Origin of the sequence: Mucilaginibacter terrae (genome assembly GCF_042679325.1) — a bacterium.
GTDB classification, from domain to species: domain Bacteria; phylum Bacteroidota; class Bacteroidia; order Sphingobacteriales; family Sphingobacteriaceae; genus Mucilaginibacter; species Mucilaginibacter terrae.
Genome location: NZ_JBHTMJ010000003.1, coordinates 332,595 through 347,761, shown reverse-complemented (window position 1 = coordinate 347,761; position 15,167 = coordinate 332,595). Strand labels below are relative to the sequence as shown.

16 protein-coding genes are annotated in these 15,167 nt (G+C 42.3%); 10 read left to right on the top strand and 6 right to left on the bottom strand.

Going from position 1 to position 15,167, the window contains the following annotated elements; genetic code table 11:
* Positions 1-18 precede the first annotated feature (18 nt).
* Positions 19-726 (top strand): LOG family protein, encoded by a 708-nt coding sequence (locus ACFQ3S_RS03610; RefSeq protein ID WP_377161333.1) that lies wholly within the window; start codon positions 19-21, stop codon positions 724-726.
* Positions 727-849: 123 nt separating this feature from the next.
* Here ACFQ3S_RS03610 and ACFQ3S_RS03605 read toward each other — a convergent pair whose 3' ends face one another.
* Together ACFQ3S_RS03605 and folK are read right to left on the bottom strand one after the other, a co-directional pair.
* Positions 850-1,221, bottom strand: coding sequence for an Hpt domain-containing protein (locus ACFQ3S_RS03605; RefSeq protein WP_377161331.1), 372 nt, complete (start codon positions 1,219-1,221; stop codon positions 850-852).
* A gap of 13 nt (positions 1,222-1,234) precedes the next feature.
* Positions 1,235-1,723 carry a 2-amino-4-hydroxy-6-hydroxymethyldihydropteridine diphosphokinase gene (gene folK / locus ACFQ3S_RS03600; RefSeq protein ID WP_377161329.1) on the bottom strand — a complete coding sequence of 163 codons (489 nt, stop codon included), beginning with the start codon at positions 1,721-1,723 and terminating at the stop codon, positions 1,235-1,237.
* A gap of 87 nt (positions 1,724-1,810) precedes the next feature.
* On the opposite strand from folK, the gene sppA reads away from it, so the two are divergent.
* The 7 genes from sppA (at position 1,811) to ACFQ3S_RS03565 (ending at position 9,287) form a co-directional block, all read left to right on the top strand.
* Positions 1,811-3,595: a signal peptide peptidase SppA gene (gene sppA, locus ACFQ3S_RS03595; RefSeq protein ID WP_377161328.1), complete on the top strand. Its 1,785-nt coding sequence runs from the start codon at positions 1,811-1,813 to the stop codon at positions 3,593-3,595.
* A 315-nt stretch (positions 3,596-3,910) separates the two neighbouring features.
* A complete protein-coding gene (locus ACFQ3S_RS03590; protein WP_377161326.1) occupies positions 3,911-5,596 on the top strand; it encodes a helix-hairpin-helix domain-containing protein in 1,686 nt (561 codons plus the stop codon).
* Positions 5,597-5,749: 153 nt separating this feature from the next.
* Positions 5,750-6,244, top strand: coding sequence for a D-glycero-beta-D-manno-heptose 1-phosphate adenylyltransferase (gene rfaE2, locus ACFQ3S_RS03585; RefSeq protein WP_377161324.1), 495 nt, complete (start codon positions 5,750-5,752; stop codon positions 6,242-6,244).
* A 30-nt stretch (positions 6,245-6,274) separates the two neighbouring features.
* A complete protein-coding gene (locus tag ACFQ3S_RS03580; RefSeq protein ID WP_377161322.1) occupies positions 6,275-6,877 on the top strand; it encodes a DUF4254 domain-containing protein in 603 nt (200 codons plus the stop codon).
* A gap of 2 nt (positions 6,878-6,879) precedes the next feature.
* Positions 6,880-7,908 carry a glycosyltransferase family 9 protein gene (locus tag ACFQ3S_RS03575; RefSeq protein WP_377161320.1) on the top strand — a complete coding sequence of 343 codons (1,029 nt, stop codon included), beginning with the start codon at positions 6,880-6,882 and terminating at the stop codon, positions 7,906-7,908.
* A gap of 183 nt (positions 7,909-8,091) precedes the next feature.
* Positions 8,092-8,721: a porin family protein gene (locus tag ACFQ3S_RS03570; protein ID WP_377161318.1), complete on the top strand. Its 630-nt coding sequence runs from the start codon at positions 8,092-8,094 to the stop codon at positions 8,719-8,721.
* An 80-nt stretch (positions 8,722-8,801) separates the two neighbouring features.
* Positions 8,802-9,287 (top strand): SixA phosphatase family protein, encoded by a 486-nt coding sequence (locus ACFQ3S_RS03565; protein WP_377161316.1) that lies wholly within the window; start codon positions 8,802-8,804, stop codon positions 9,285-9,287.
* Here the strand turns inward: ACFQ3S_RS03565 and dprA are convergent.
* Positions 9,280-10,383 carry a DNA-processing protein DprA gene (dprA, locus tag ACFQ3S_RS03560; protein WP_377161314.1) on the bottom strand — a complete coding sequence of 368 codons (1,104 nt, stop codon included), beginning with the start codon at positions 10,381-10,383 and terminating at the stop codon, positions 9,280-9,282. The two genes, ACFQ3S_RS03565 and dprA, sit on opposite strands and share 8 nt — an antisense overlap.
* Positions 10,384-10,725: 342 nt before the next feature.
* Between dprA and ACFQ3S_RS03555 the strand changes: the two genes are divergently transcribed.
* Positions 10,726-11,100 (top strand): BlaI/MecI/CopY family transcriptional regulator, encoded by a 375-nt coding sequence (locus ACFQ3S_RS03555; protein WP_377161312.1) that lies wholly within the window; start codon positions 10,726-10,728, stop codon positions 11,098-11,100.
* Complete coding sequence (locus ACFQ3S_RS03550; protein ID WP_377161310.1) at positions 11,097-12,713, top strand: M56 family metallopeptidase; 1,617 nt, start codon at positions 11,097-11,099, stop codon at positions 12,711-12,713. Before ACFQ3S_RS03555 ends, ACFQ3S_RS03550 begins: the two co-directional genes overlap by 4 nt.
* A 41-nt stretch (positions 12,714-12,754) precedes the next feature.
* On the opposite strand, the gene rsmG is transcribed toward ACFQ3S_RS03550, so the two are convergent.
* From rsmG to ACFQ3S_RS03535, 3 genes are read right to left on the bottom strand one after another with little or no spacing between them, the layout of a single operon-like run.
* Complete coding sequence (rsmG, locus tag ACFQ3S_RS03545; RefSeq protein WP_377161308.1) at positions 12,755-13,381, bottom strand: 16S rRNA (guanine(527)-N(7))-methyltransferase RsmG; 627 nt, start codon at positions 13,379-13,381, stop codon at positions 12,755-12,757.
* Complete coding sequence (locus tag ACFQ3S_RS03540) at positions 13,382-13,975, bottom strand: RNA polymerase sigma factor (protein WP_377161306.1); 594 nt, start codon at positions 13,973-13,975, stop codon at positions 13,382-13,384.
* Complete coding sequence (locus ACFQ3S_RS03535; protein ID WP_377161304.1) at positions 13,966-15,099, bottom strand: glycosyltransferase; 1,134 nt, start codon at positions 15,097-15,099, stop codon at positions 13,966-13,968. The genes ACFQ3S_RS03540 and ACFQ3S_RS03535 overlap by 10 nt, the downstream gene beginning before the upstream one ends.
* Between the last annotated feature and the right edge of the window lie 68 nt (positions 15,100-15,167).

The window sequence follows — 15,167 nt, the reverse complement described above, 5'->3', positions numbered from 1 at the left end:
TTGTATTAATTTGAGAATATGACAGGTGATGAAAAAATAAGACACGCCTTCCAAAACCAAAACTGGCACGAGATCAAAGTGTCGGATTCCTGGGCGATCTTCAAGATCATGGCGGAGTTTGTGGATGGATTTGAAAAATTGGCCAAAATAGGCCCGTGTGTTTCCATATTTGGGTCGGCACGTACTGCCGACGAAAATCCTTATTACCAAATGGCCGTAGAATGTGCACGCTTGCTAAGCGAGCAAGGATACGGCGTAATTTCGGGCGGTGGCCCGGGTATTATGGAAGCGGCCAACAAAGGTGCTTACGAGGCCGGTGGTAAATCGGTAGGTTTAAACATCGACCTGCCTTTTGAGCAGTTTCACAACAAGTATATCGACCGCGATAAACTACTGGAGTTCGATTACTTTTTTGTGCGCAAGGTAATGTTTATGAAGTACTCGCAGGGCTTTATTGTACTGCCGGGTGGCTTTGGCACGATGGACGAATCTTTTGAGGCCATAACCTTAATACAAACTGGTAAGATCGCCCGCTTCCCTATCGTATTCGTGGGTGTTGATTACTGGAAAGGCCTCTTTGAATGGGTGGAAGAAAAAATGCTGAGAAGTGAAAAAAACATCAGCCCGGATGATTTGCACCTGTACCGCCTGGTAGATACCCCCGAAGAAGCCGTGGAGCACATCTTCCGTTTTTACGACAAGTATTTACTGAAACCGAATTTTTAGTATTTGTTGCGGTGTTTGAGGTGCGGGGGAGCGAGGTTAAAGTACAACTCCCCGCCTGTTTAAGCGTGCACACTTAAACAGGCGGGGAGTATGAATTACTCGAATAGATTGACAACAATTAGTTTATCCCTGCTTTTCAATCTTCAATTGTTCCAGCTTAACCAGGTTTTCATCTATCATTACTTTAGCGGTGTCAAACTTTTGGCTAATGGCTGCGGCATCGGGGATACCGCCTTTGGCCATTACTTCAATTTCCTGCATCATACCCTGTAGCATATTCATTCCAAAAAAGCCCAGGTTGGGTTTTAATTTATGAGCGGCAGCGCCCGCTACGTTCCAGTTTTGCGAGGCTATACCCTGCCCAATTTCGGCAAGTAACTGCGGGGTTTGCTGCAAAAACATATCTATCGATTCTACAATAAACTCATCGCTGCCATCAGCAATTTCGTATAGAAAAGAAAGGTCAAGATCGGGGTTAGGAACAGTGTGTGACATGGATATGCTATTGTTATTCAAAAATATATTTTTTTACTTGTAAATCATCTTTCAATTCATTATAAAGTTTTATTAAAGCTTTTTGGAGTACGGGATGTATCCATTCGGGCGCAATTTCTACCAATGGCACTAAGGTGAACCGGCGGTTGTGCAGTTGGGGGTGTGGAACGGTGAGTTCAGGCTCGTTGATGATCTGGTTGTCGTAAAATAAAATATCTATGTCAACAGTGCGCGATCCCCATTTTTCGTCGCGCTTACGGCCAAGCAACAATTCTATTTCAAGCAATTTATTTAATAAAGCAAGGGGCTTTAATACAGTATTAATCAATAAAACCTGGTTTAAATAATCGGGCGCATCCGTTTTTCCCCAACTTTTAGTTTCATATATGCCTGAATATTGTACAATTGATCCTGCCTGGGCCTCAATATAAGCCGCAGCTTGTTTTAAAAACAAGTGTCTGTTTCCTAAATTGCTGCCCAATAATAAATAAACATTAATCATGTTGTAACAAATATTATATATATAGCTCTAACCGTTATATTGTAACCGATTATTAAGTTTGCATAGATAAATTATTTAAAATAGTTAATGAAACAATTTTTCAAGTTCGTACTGGCCACTATTGTTGGTGTATTTTTAGTAAGCATTATTATGCTGATAATTGTAGTGGGTATAGTAGTATCGGCAAGCAGCGACAGCGATAAACCGGTGGACGATAATTCTATCTTAAATATATCCTTTAAAAATGCTATACCCGAGCGTACGCCAAATAATCCATTTGCAGCCCTGAGCGCGTTCGGCTTTGATGAAAACAAGAGCATAGGCCTAAATGATATATTAGCCAGCATTAAAAAAGCCAAAACCGACGACCATATTAAAGGTATTTATTTGCACGATAGCTATATGATGGGTGGGCAGGCTACTACCGAGGAGATCCGCAATGCACTTATAAATTTTAAAACATCAAAAAAATTCATCATCGCCTATTCGGAAGTGTACACCCAAAGCTTTTATTACCTGGCATCCGTGGCCGATAAGGTGTACATTAACCCTAAAGGTATTTTTGATTTTAGCGGTATGAGTTCGCAAATTACTTTTTTTAAAGGTGCGTTAGATAAATTAGGGATAGAAGCTCAGATTATTAAGGTGGGTACTTATAAAAGCGCTGTTGAACCCTACTTTTTAGATAAAATGAGCGATGCCAACCGCCAGCAGGTTACCGCGTACCTGGGTTCGCTGTATAACCAGTTTTTAACCGGCATCAGCAGCAGCCGTAACGTAAATAAAGACAGTCTGTACCATATAGCCAACGAATTAAAAATTCGCCAAAGCGAAGATGCCCTGAAATATAAACTGGTTGACGGCCTGAAATATAAAGACGAAGTTTTAGATGAACTTAAAAAGCTGACTAAAACCGATTTGAAAAAAGACCTGAAAACTGTTGACCTGGATGAGTATGCCAAAAACGGTGATGACCAAGATGGCAAAACTACCGACGATGGCAACAAAGGCCCCGATAACCAAATAGCCATGATTTACGCCTCGGGCGAGATAACCGGCGGTAACGGTGATGATAATACCATTGGCTCCGATAAAATATCGGCCGCTATACGTAACGTACGTTTAAACGATAAAGTGAAGGCCGTAGTGCTCCGTGTAAATTCTCCGGGCGGTAGTTCGCTGGCATCTGATGTAATATGGCGCGAGGTTAGCCTGACTAAAAAGGTAAAGCCGGTAATCGTATCTATGGGCGATTATGCAGCATCGGGTGGGTACTACATTGCCTGTGCGGCCGATTCTATTTTTGCCGAACCAAATACCATAACAGGCTCCATAGGTATATTTGCCATATTGCCCAATATGCAAAAGTTTTTTAATGATAAGCTGGGCCTTACCTTCGATGGTGTAAAAACCGGGAAGTATGCCGATTTGGGTGATGTTAGCCGTCCGCTTACCCCCGAGGAACGTGCTATTTTGCAAGCGCAGGTTAACCAGGGTTATAATGACTTTACACAGGCCGTAGCTACCGGTCGTAAAAAATCGCAGGAATATATTAACAGCATTGGCCAGGGCCGCGTATGGACCGGCGAGCAAGCTATTAAAATTGGTTTGGTAGACCGCTTAGGCAATATTAACGATGCTATTGCCAGTGCCGCCAAAAAGGCAAAGCTTAAAAATTACAATATTGTAGCCTATCCCGAGCAAAAGAGTTTGTTTAAAAGTTTCGGCAGCGACATACAAAGCCGCATCAGTACACACTTTGCCAAAGCCGAACTGGGCGACAACTATGTTTACTACCAGCAACTGAAAGGCATACAACAAATGATGCGCACACCGCAAGCGCGTATGCCTTTTATAGCGGAGATTAGGTAGTCGAAAAAGTCGATAGTCGATAGTCGATAGTCGATAGTCGATAGTCGATAGTCGATAGTCGATAGTCGATAGTCGATAGTCGATAGTCGATAGTCGGAATTGCCCAATGCGATGTTTGTTTTAATTTTATGAATATTTAAGGCTGTTATTTACATAACGGCCTTTTTTATGACTAAAAGCACTCGTCTTTTAGAATATAGCCTATTGACTTTGGACTACGGACTAGGGTCTATTAACTATGAACTATTAACCACAAACAAACTCAACTATGAACTAACAAATGCCTTTTGTACTTTTACGGCCTAACTGCCCATTATGGAAAATAAACCGATAGCCGGCCGGCTTAAAATGTTAGCGAAACTGATGGAACTGCACGAACAAAACTCGTTCAAGATCCGCTCGGTTGCTAATGCTGCCTTTAAAATAGATAAGCTACCCTATCAGCTGGCTACAAAAAGTATTGAAGAAATTAACCAGATAGATGGCATTGGCAAAAGCATAGCTGCCTATATTAAACAGCTCTTGGAAACCGGATCCATAGCCGAGCTCGAAGATCTATTACATCACACTCCCGAAGGTGTGGTAGAAATGCTGCACATTAAAGGTATTGGCCCAAAAAAATTAGCCGTTATATGGAAACAGTTAGGTATCGAAAACACCGGTGAACTCTACTATGCCTGCAATGAGAACCGCTTGGTAGAGGCCAAAGGCTTTGGTATAAAAACCCAGGAGGAGATCAAGCGTGCGCTTGAATTCAGGATGGCCAGTAACGGTAAGTTTCTGTATGCCCAGGCCCGCCACGAAGCTAACGAACTGATGCTCTTGCTTAAAGCCACGTTTCCAGGTGCGCTTATAGAGTTTGCCGGCGATTTTCGCCGTTGTTGTGAGGTAATATCCGAACTCACCATTGTACTGGGCAGCCGCGATGCCGAACTGGCTTTAAGCAGCCTATCCACTACTGCTTTGCTTAATAACATAACCGTAAAAAATCAACATATTAACGGCGAAACCACCAACGGTTTACTGGTAGATATTATAGTGACCGAAAAGCGCTTTTTTTATCGCGATTTATTTACTTACACGGGCAACGAAGGCCACGTAGAAGCCGTACTGGAACGTATTAATGACACTTTAGACCAGCCCGAAAGTGAAGAGTTTATTTACAAAAAAGCAAGCCTTGAATGGATTGCCCCAGAACTCCGCGAGGGTTCAGCCTTTATTGATAAAGCGGTATTGCCCGATCTGATAGACCTTTACGACCTGAAAGGATCGCTACATAACCACAGTACCTGGAGCGATGGCATCAACACTCTCGAAGAAATGGCTTTATACTGTCGCGATGAAATGAAGCTGGAGTACCTGGGCATTTGCGACCATAGTAAAAGTGCTGTATATGCCAAAGGTTTAAGTATTGAACGCGTTTTACAGCAACAGGAAGAGATAGACCATTTGAATAAAAAACTGGACGGCTTCCATATTTTTAAAGGTATTGAGTCGGATATACTGAGCGACGGTTCATTAGATTACCCCGAAGAGATCCTGGAACGCTTTGATTTTATAGTAGCATCGGTACATTCTAACATTAAAATGGATAAGGATAAAGCCACAGCCCGTATTATTAAGGCTATCGAAAATCCATATACTACTATATTAGGGCACCCTACCGGCCGTTTATTGTTAAGCCGCAAAGGGTATGAGATAGATTATGAAAAGGTAATTGATGCCTGTGCGGCCAATAATGTAGTCATCGAAATTAACGCCAACCCCTTACGCCTCGATTTAGACTGGCGCTGGTGCCAGTACGCTATTAAAAACCAGGTGCTGCTTTCCATTAACCCCGATGCCCACCGCGTAGATGGTTTCCGGGATATGGAATATGGGATACTTTCGGCCCGCAAAGGTGGCGTAACCAAACAAAACTGCTTAAACGCGCTGTCGCTAAATGAGATTAAGGAAGTGTTCGAGCGTAAAAAATCTGGTCAAGCGATAATAAAGATCTAATGGCTTAGAGACACAAAGTATGGTGTCCTACAATAGTTTGGAGACACAAAGTGTTGTGTCTCTACGATAGCAAAAAACATTTAAGTTCAAGTGTAGAGACACCATGACTTTGTGTTTTCTGTAAAAAAACACAATCTGAACCCGGCTTCAACCATGCGAACCAACGTCCAAAAACAGCTCTTCGCCAAAATAACTGACCTACCTACGCTGCAGCAAACCGTGGCCAGTTGGAAACAGCAAGGTGAAAAAATCGTATTTACCAACGGTGTTTTTGATCTGGTGCATACCGGGCATCTCACCTATATGGCTAAAGCGGCAGAACTTGGTCACAAACTGATTATCGGCTTAAATTCAGATGCTTCTGTGAAACGCTTAAAAGGTGAAAGCAGACCCATTAATAAACAGGATAGTAGGGCACTGTTACTGGCTTCTTTGTTTTTTGTGGATGCGGTAGTAGTGTTTGAAGAAGATACACCGCTTAACCTCATCAGTGTACTCCTGCCCGATATTTTTGTAAAAGGCGGCGATTACGCTATTGAAAATATGGTGGGCGCCAAAGAAGTAATGGCCAATGGCGGCGAGGTTAAAACGCTCTATTTTGTTGACGGGTACTCATCAACCTCCATCATTAATCAAATAAAGGGTTAAATACTTATATTTGCAGCTTTACCGGTAAATATGGTTAGCCAAAATTGCAATGTGCTGTTTGATGAGGTTATTAAATACTATCACGTTTATAACGAGATAGAGCGTATTGCTGTTAACCCATACCCTGCCCGCAGCTTTCAAAATATTTTATATAAAAAGTGCTGGATAGATACCGCGCAATGGCACATGGAAGATGAAGTGCGCCACCCGGACATTGACCCGGTGACCGCACTGCGTTGGAAACGCCTGATAGATCAATCGAACCAGGACCGTACCGATATTGTGGAACGTATTGACGACTACTTTTTAAATCAGTACCAGCACATTACCCCCAATGCCAATGCCCGTTACAATACCGAAAGCCCTGCATGGGCTATAGACCGTCTTTCAATTCTGGCGCTAAAAATCTATCACATGCAGGAAGAAACCTTGCGTACCGATATCAGTGCCGACCAGTTACTGGCCTGTAAAAGCAAACTTTCCGTATTGCAGCAACAGCGAGTAGATCTGTGTACCGCTATTGATGAACTGTTGGAAGATATTGAAAAAGGCGAAAAGCGCATGCGCGTGTACCGGCAGATGAAAATGTACAACGACCCCATGCTCAACCCCGTTTTATACAGTAATAAATAAGTATGGCCGATGCTCAGCATATCCTGGTGATGCGCTTTTCGGCCATGGGCGATGTAGCCATGACCGTGCCCGTTGTTAAAGAACTGCTTCAACAGCACCCACAACTGACCATCACCTATGTATCGCGCCCCGCATTTGCCGCTTTTTTTGACGGTATAGAACGGTTGCAATACATCAACGCCGACTTTAAAGAAGAATATAAAGGCATAGCCGGCACTTACAATCTGTTTAAAAAGCTGCAAAGCTTAGCTAATTACGCCGCGGTAGCCAACCTACATAATAACTTACGTACTAATATTATTCAAGGCCTTTTTAAAGTTAGCGGTGTGCCCGGTAAAAAGGTAGATAAAGGCCGCACCGAAAAAAAACTGCTTATCCGCTTCCCCAATAAAGTACTTCAACCCTTAAGGCCTACGGTGGAGCGTTATGCCGATGTATTTAGGAAATTGGGGTTACCCCTGCAACTATCGCATCGGCTTAACAAAGCATTTCCAACAATTAATACACATTCTGTAATTGGATATAAACAAACCACCTGGATAGGCATATCTCCGTTTGCGCAGCATAAAGGCAAAATTTATCCATTAGGGCGTATGGAACAAGTGATCCAACTACTCAACCGCCAGCCGGTAAAACTGTTCATTTTCGGCGGGTTAAGCCACGAACAAGCCATTGCGGCCGATTGGGAACAGAAATACCCAACCGTAACATCGGTTATTAACCGCATGAGTATGGCGCAGGAACTTGAGCTGATAGCCCAATTGGATGTAATGCTGGGTATGGATTCGGCCGGTATGCATTTGGCCTCGTTAAAAGGCACACCGGTAGTATCGGTTTGGGGGGCCACGCACCACTTTGCCGGCTTTTTAGGGTACGGGCAATCGGCAGATAATATTGTGGCCGATGACATTGCCTGCCGCCCCTGCTCGGTTTACGGCAACAAGCCCTGCTTCCGTAAAGATTATGCCTGTTTATATAATATAGAGCCGCAAACTGTGGTAAACCGGCTATTGCCTTATGTTAATGTATAAAGATTGCCTATGCTTTAATAATGACGGTAATCACTTATTTGCCAATTTGTACCCACACTTGTATTAAAAATTAAATTTATAAATTTGAAATTTAACCGTTTAAATGTTATTTTTATAACGTAATGTAATACATTATGCTTACCTGAGTCTGTAATTTAAGTTTAACAACAATATCACAATTCAATGAAAAAATTAATCTTGTCAGTTCTGGCAGCGGGTTCATTATTTACGGCATCTGCACAATCAAAAACAACTTTCGGTATTAGCGGAGGTTTAAACTTCGCAAAAGTGGATATTTCAGCTTTTGGATCATCATTAAGTCTTTCAACAAATTCTTTAACTACTTTTTCAATAGGCGCATTTGCCGATATACCTGTTGGAAGCAAAAACCTTTCGGTACAACCTGGTTTGTATTACACCGGAAAAGGCTTTGAGTTAAGCGAATCGGGCACAACAGTAAAATCGAAACCCTTTTATCTGCAAGTACCTGTAAGCCTGGTTTACACTGTGCCTTTCAGCGGTGGCGGTATATTTTTTGGTGCCGGCCCGTATGCCGCATTTGGTTTAAACGGCAAAAATGAAAGTAACGAGTCGGGTGTGTCTATAAATGAGGATATTAAATTTGGCGACGATACCGGTACCGACACTTACAAGAGTACTGATTTCGGTGCTACGGGTATGGCTGGCATCCGTTTAACTAACGGATTATTATTTAAAGTAAATTATGATTTGGGTTTAAGTAATGTATCTCCCGACACCGACGCTAAAGTTAAACACCGTGTGGTAGGCCTGTCAGTAGGTTTTACTTTCTAAATTAATAAATTCTATAAAAAACTAAAGAGGGGCTTGTCTCCTCTTTTGTTTTTTATAAAAAAACCATATAACTTGCCGTGATGAAGAAACTGCTACTCATCAGGCATGCCGAAGCCAAAGGTTACACCGACAAAGGAGACTACGCGCGTCCGCTTTCTGTAAAAGGAGAAAAGGACGTTATAGCATTGGCTCAAAAGCTGAAGAACAAAAACTTATTACCCTTACAGGTGGTATGCAGTCCTTCCCTACGTACCCTTACAACAGCTTATATACTAACAAGAGACTGGGCAATGAGTACTCCACAACACAACCCGGCTGTTTACGAGGCCAGCGAAAAAACCTTACTGAATGTAATTAATCACTTCCCCAATTCGGTTGACTTTATGGCATTGGTAGGCCACAACCCGGGTATTGGCTACCTGTTACTTAACTTAACCGGCAAAGTGCGCGATGTGCCTCCCTGCACCGCCATTATGTTGGTATTTGAAGACGCACACAGCTGGCAGGAAGTAAGCCATGAAACGGGCGTTATCACCTACTATACCACTCCTCAACACACTAACTAATAGCATACATTTTACCCGGCCTGGCCTGCAGGTAACCTTGCATTTCCATGTTAAGCAGGTTCATAGCCAACTGGCTAACGGGCATATTCAGTTTAATACCCAATTCATCAATAGCCATGGGGGCACTATTTTGCTGTAATGTTTCCCATATTTTTCGCTCTTGCTCATTTAAATCAATAGGTAAGGTAAACTGCTTGGGTAATGTTTTAAGATTGCTGTTCCCGGTATCCCATCCCAGCAAAAAAGCCAGATCCGCAGCACAGGTGAGCAAGCCGGCCTTATTGTTCCTGATCAGAAAATTACATCCTTCCGAATATTCGTCTGTTATCCTGCCCGGAAAAGCAAATACATCGCGGTTATAAGAGTTGGCAATTTCGGCCGTAATTAATGCCCCACCTTTTACACCCGCCTCAATCACTACGGTAACATCGGCCATACCGGCCACTATGCGGTTACGCTGCGGGAAGTTCTCCCGGTCGGGTTTGGTGCCCGATGGGTACTCGCTCAGCAGGCCGCCGTTCAGCAACATCTTATCGGCAACGGCCCTGTTTTGGTTGGGGTACAACCTATCGAGCCCGTGGCCAAGCACTCCCACAGTGGGTATATTAAGCCTAAGGCTTTCTTTATGCGCGGCCACATCAATACCTAAAGCGAGGCCGCTTATTACCAGTACCTGGTACTGCTGCAAATCTTCTAAAAGTTGCTTGCACAATTGCTTGCCATAGTCGGTAGCGTTGCGGGTACCTACTATGCTTACAATGCGCTGGTTGTTTAAATCGGCATTACCCTTACTATATAAAAGTACGGGGGCATCGTTACACAATTTTAATTTTTTAGGATAGCGGCTGTCTGTATAAAATATAACATCGATGTTGTTCTTTTCTACATACGCCATCTCCCTTTCGGCCAGCCCCAGCGCCTCGTTCAGGTTAAGTTGTTCAATGGTTTTAGTATTGATACCGGGTACCATTTTAAACCGGGCCGGAGGTACTTTAAAAACAGATTCGGCATCGCCAAAATAAGCTAACAATGATCGGGATAAGGTTGGGCCTATACCTTTAATAAAGGTGAGGGCTAATTGGTGTTTAAGTGACATATAAGATCGTCTTTAAAAATAGGAAATTTCAGCGGTTAGGCAAACGATAAAATAACTGCGCCTTTTAATAACCCCCAAGGCCCTGCAATGTAAAAATAGCCTTTAAGTTGTTTAAATAAGGTTTAGTATTCAAAGCCAAAAGCAAGAGACGCTACTCAAGTATTTCTTATTAAATTAAAATACCTGATAATCAACTATTTAAATAATAAAACTATTTAAATAGTTGGCAAACTATAAAAATAGTAGCATATTTGACCAATCGAACTATAAATACAGTTTGCAAACTACTCGCATAGTTTGCCGAAACTATAAAAACAGTTGGCCTTTTCGGCCCGAAAAACAATGAAAGAATTAACTAAAGCCGAGGAGCAGGTAATGCAGATTTTATGGCAGCTGAAAGAAGGCATTGTAAAGCAGATTTTAGATAAAATGCCCGACGATCCAAAGCCTGCTTATAACACGGTAAGTACCGTAGTGCGGGTGTTGGAAAGCAAAGGTTTTGTTCACCACAAAGCATACGGAAATTCGCATGTGTACTTCCCTATTGTGAGCGAGGATGATTACAAAAAATTCGCCTTCGATAAAATGATCAAAAGCTATTTTAATAACTCTTACAAAAGCCTGGTATCGTACCTGGTTAAGGAGCAAAAACTTAATTTAAGTGAACTGGCAGAGCTGATTTTACTGGCCGAACGGAGCCGTAATAAAGACAAATGATGATAAACTGGCTGTACTACCTTTTAGAGGCTAACCTGTACCTCGTTGTGGCTTACGGCTGCTATTGGCTGCTGTTCCGCAAACAAACTTTTTATACGGCTAACCGGGTTTACCTGCTATTAAGCACGGTAATTTGTTTTGTTATTCCGCTAGTGCAATTTGATTATTTGCAACCGGCAGCTCCAGTTGCAAATGCCCTGCAAACCAATGCACAAATTAGTTTCGCAGCATTACCGGCATTTACTCCCCCACCAGCCAAAAGCATTTTAACACTAAATAAAGCCCTTACAGCAGTTTATTGTACCGGAGCCTTAGCAATGCTCACCTTGTTTTTTATAAAGCTTTACAGCCTCTTAAAATTAATTTCAACAAACCGGCGGGTTAAGCAACAGCGCTACACACTGGTTTACTTAGATCAAACCCCTACGCCTTTCTCATTCTTCGGTTATTTATTTTTGAGCAGCCACGAAAATTTACAGGAAACTGTTTTACGACACGAACTGGTACACATTAACCAAAAACATAGCTGGGATATTATTTTTACCGAGCTATTGAAAATTATTAACTGGTTTAACCCAGCGGTGTACCTCCTGCAAAACAGCCTGAAAGCCCTGCATGAATTTGAGGCCGACCATTGCGCGGCTGGCGATAATCAGCAAGACGGCTATGTGAACATAATGATTAGCCAGGCTTATCAATGCAGCGGAATACCTTTCACCAATCATTTTTCAAACCAGCAACTTTTAAAATCGAGAATAATGAAACTTTATCAACAACGTTCGGGTAGGTTAGCCAGGCTAAATTACCTGCTGGCCCTGCCGCTGTGCGCCGGCTTGCTTTGTGCCTCTACCCTGGCCTTCAGCAAAAATTACGGGTGGATTAAAATCAGCTTAAACACTCAATCAGCCAATGAGTTAGCATTATCTGCCTTAACAAAAACCAACAATGAAAATTATAGCATACTTGATACTCCTAAACGCATCAAATCTATCTCAAAAAATGCTCAATTATTACTTCCACCTCCACCGCCAGCAAAACCGGGACGAGTTAAAAACAAGCCTATTCCGCCTCCACCGGCAAAATCAGCTCAATTCAAGAACAATGTACCCTCACCACCACCGCCACTATTAAATGCACAAATCAAAACATCGGATTTTCCGCCGCCGCCACCACCTACTGCCAACAACAATACAGCAGATAAGGAACTGACGGCAGATGAATTTAGAAGGTTAAAACTCGGCGATACCATAGTTACTTTTTCATTTAGAGACTTGCAAAAACACATCAGCCGAACCATGCGTTACCCTGCCGAGGCGCAAAAAAATAATATTACAGGTTCTTTACTAACCAGTTTTACAGTTGATAAAAAACAGGAAATTTCAAATATATCTGTAAAAAAAGCTGTCGATCCGTACTTAGATGCTGAAGTGGTGAAAGCTTTATCGGCATACAAAGGCAAGGTTATTGCCAAACCCGGTATTTATACTTTAAGATTAAGCTTTAAGCTGGAATATGCAGATGGAACCATTAGCGAAGGCATCGAAAAAAAAGCCGATCAGGAAAAGGCATCAGCAGGTGAGATAGCTATAACTGCTTTTGGTAACAAGAATTAATTAATTATACAAATACACTTAAAATATTATTAGCTAAGCATTTATCCCTTCACATAGATCACCTGCTTGGTCTCGAAGAACTCTTCCTCAAAGTAGTTCTTCAGGAAGTATTGCTGAACGGCCAAACCCGATTCGGCAATTTCCTGTTCAAGGTCTCCCCCCTTCAAATACAAAATCCCATTAGCTAAATTATTAATCGATCCCTTATCGAACTTGTTTTTTACCCAGGGATAAAAATCTTTTAACTGCGTTACCGCGCGCGATACCACAAAGTTAAACTTACCCGGTATTTGCTCTGCACGAGCATGTGTTGCCTTAACATTTTGTAAGCCTAAAGCCTGCGCCACTTCCTGTACTACCTTAATTTTTTTACCTATGGAATCGACTAAATGAAAATTGGTTTCGGGAAACATAATAGCCAGCGGAATACCCGGAAAACCACCGCCAGTTCCTACATCAAGCACTTGCTCGCCTGGCAAAAAAGGCATTACTTTGGCAATACCCAAAGAGTGCAGCACATGGCGTTCGTACAACAGGTCGGTATCCTTACGGGATATGACATTGATCTGCTGGTTCCAATGGGTATAAAGGTTGGACAATTGCGCATATTGCGCCTGTTGCTGAACCGTTAAATCAGGAAAATATTTCAAGATAAGTCCGGCGTCCATCTATCGGTCTATACGGTTTATAATGTTGCCTAACAAATACTTGGCCCTGAACAATTGCGCCTTAACCGTGCCCAACGGCAGGTCTAATTGCTGTGCGATCTCTTCATACGATAACTCATCGAAATACCTTAAAGTTAGCAAGTTACGATAACGGGCAGGCAAGCTCTCTATCAGTAATTTCAACCCTTCCGACTGTTGCTTTTTAATAGATGATTCCTCGGGGTTCAGCGTGTCCGATTTAATTTGCATAGGCCGGTCATCATCGTCATCTATCATATTATCTATAGAAACGGTATTCAATTTTTTCTTCCGCAAAAAATCGATACAGTTATTGGTAGCTACCCTAAAAAGCCAGGTACTAAAGGCGTATTCGGGCTGGTATTTATCCAGCTTTTCAAACGCTTTGGCAAAGGTTTCTACGGTTATATCCATCGCATCTTCTTTATTGTTCACCATTTTAAGCGACATAAAGTAGATGGAATCTTTATAGCGCTGCATCAGATCGGCAAAAGCTTTCTGGCTACCCGCCTTGGCTTTCAGCACTAACTGAAAGTCGTTTTTAGCGTTTTCGGTAAAATTGGCGTTTACTTCCATTTTGTGGTTTTTATAAAGGCTCCTATCAGGCCAAATACAATTAAATATAAATTATGCAACAGATCGTATAATGGTAAAAACCATATTAAACCTGTACCAGTCAGTTTTTTAGCCGCCTGGTAGTAAATTACAACTTGAACTATTAAACGCAGCAAATACGCGCTTGCCACCATAGTGAGCAGCACCCGGTTATCCATTAAATAATAAATACATAAACCCAGCGTAATATAAAACAAAAACCCGGTTAACGCTTCAAAGCTCAGCATACGCCGGTGCTTGTTTTGGTAAAGCTTGCCCACTCCCATGTGGCGTTTCTTTTGCCTGAAATAGCCTTTCAGCGTCCGCTTACTTTCGGTAAAAGTAAAAGCGTTGGGGTGAATTTCAACCGCAGTATTATCGGGCGTTGCATGGCTGTTTACAAAAAGATCATCATCTCCGGCTAATACATGCAGGTGAGCTGCAAAGCCTTTATTCCGAAAAAATAAACTTTTAGTGTATGCCAGGTTGCGGCCAATACCCATATAGGCGTTTTTTGCGATAGCAGCCGACAAGTAATTGATGCCTGTTTTTAAAGTTTCGAAACGGGTAAAAGCATTGATAAACCCTCCTGTTTTGATGTAGGGAGAATATCCCAGCACGATTTCGGTTTTACCGGTAAAGTTGGCGGCCATGTGGGCAATCCATTGCGGCGAGGCCGGCTTGCAGTCGGCATCGGTAAACAATAAGTGTTCGTATTTGGCGGCTTTAATACCCATGGTTAAAGCAAATTTTTTCCCGGTTTTAAAACGGGGGTGCTCTGTAACTGTAACCAATTTAAGGTGGGGATATTTTTGACTGATTTTCAGCAATATATGATGCGTATCATCAACCGAACAATCGTTTACCACCACCACTTCAAACTGTGGGTAGTGCTGCTCTAAAATAGCAGGTAAAAAATGAGGTAAGTTTTTGGCTTCGTTACGTGCGCTGATAATGACCGAGATGGGCAAAGTAACTGCGGAAAGGTTTTGCTGCGACACCTGGTAAACGGCTAAACGGCGCTGCTGAATGAGCAGAAAGCCCATTTGAGCCACAAAACAAAGCATAAATAAAATAAATAATGCCTCGGGGATAAATTGTTCCAAATGTTAACGGGTTATTAATGTGCAAATTTAGTAAAAATTACAAGCCCCACCCAACCCTCCCCAAGGGG

Bases quoted from the DNA above. Each gene is read 5' to 3' on its own strand.
- rsmG (WP_377161308.1), bottom strand. From the start codon at position 13,381: ATGGACGCCGGACTTATCTTGAAATATTTTCCTGATTTAACGGTTCAG.
- ACFQ3S_RS03565 (WP_377161316.1), top strand. From the start codon at position 8,802: ATGAAGAAACTGCTACTCATCAGGCATGCCGAAGCCAAAGGTTACACC.
- ACFQ3S_RS03605 (WP_377161331.1), bottom strand. From the start codon at position 1,221: ATGTCACACACTGTTCCTAACCCCGATCTTGACCTTTCTTTTCTATAC.
- ACFQ3S_RS03610 (WP_377161333.1), top strand. From the start codon at position 19: ATGACAGGTGATGAAAAAATAAGACACGCCTTCCAAAACCAAAACTGG.
- sppA (WP_377161328.1), top strand. From the start codon at position 1,811: ATGAAACAATTTTTCAAGTTCGTACTGGCCACTATTGTTGGTGTATTT.
- ACFQ3S_RS03555 (WP_377161312.1), top strand. From the start codon at position 10,726: ATGAAAGAATTAACTAAAGCCGAGGAGCAGGTAATGCAGATTTTATGG.
- ACFQ3S_RS03575 (WP_377161320.1), top strand. From the start codon at position 6,880: ATGGCCGATGCTCAGCATATCCTGGTGATGCGCTTTTCGGCCATGGGC.
- folK (WP_377161329.1), bottom strand. From the start codon at position 1,723: ATGATTAATGTTTATTTATTATTGGGCAGCAATTTAGGAAACAGACAC.
- ACFQ3S_RS03570 (WP_377161318.1), top strand. From the start codon at position 8,092: ATGAAAAAATTAATCTTGTCAGTTCTGGCAGCGGGTTCATTATTTACG.
- ACFQ3S_RS03550 (WP_377161310.1), top strand. From the start codon at position 11,097: ATGATGATAAACTGGCTGTACTACCTTTTAGAGGCTAACCTGTACCTC.
- dprA (WP_377161314.1), bottom strand. From the start codon at position 10,383: ATGTCACTTAAACACCAATTAGCCCTCACCTTTATTAAAGGTATAGGC.
- ACFQ3S_RS03540 (WP_377161306.1), bottom strand. From the start codon at position 13,975: ATGGAAGTAAACGCCAATTTTACCGAAAACGCTAAAAACGACTTTCAG.
- rfaE2 (WP_377161324.1), top strand. From the start codon at position 5,750: ATGCGAACCAACGTCCAAAAACAGCTCTTCGCCAAAATAACTGACCTA.
- ACFQ3S_RS03590 (WP_377161326.1), top strand. From the start codon at position 3,911: ATGGAAAATAAACCGATAGCCGGCCGGCTTAAAATGTTAGCGAAACTG.
- ACFQ3S_RS03580 (WP_377161322.1), top strand. From the start codon at position 6,275: ATGGTTAGCCAAAATTGCAATGTGCTGTTTGATGAGGTTATTAAATAC.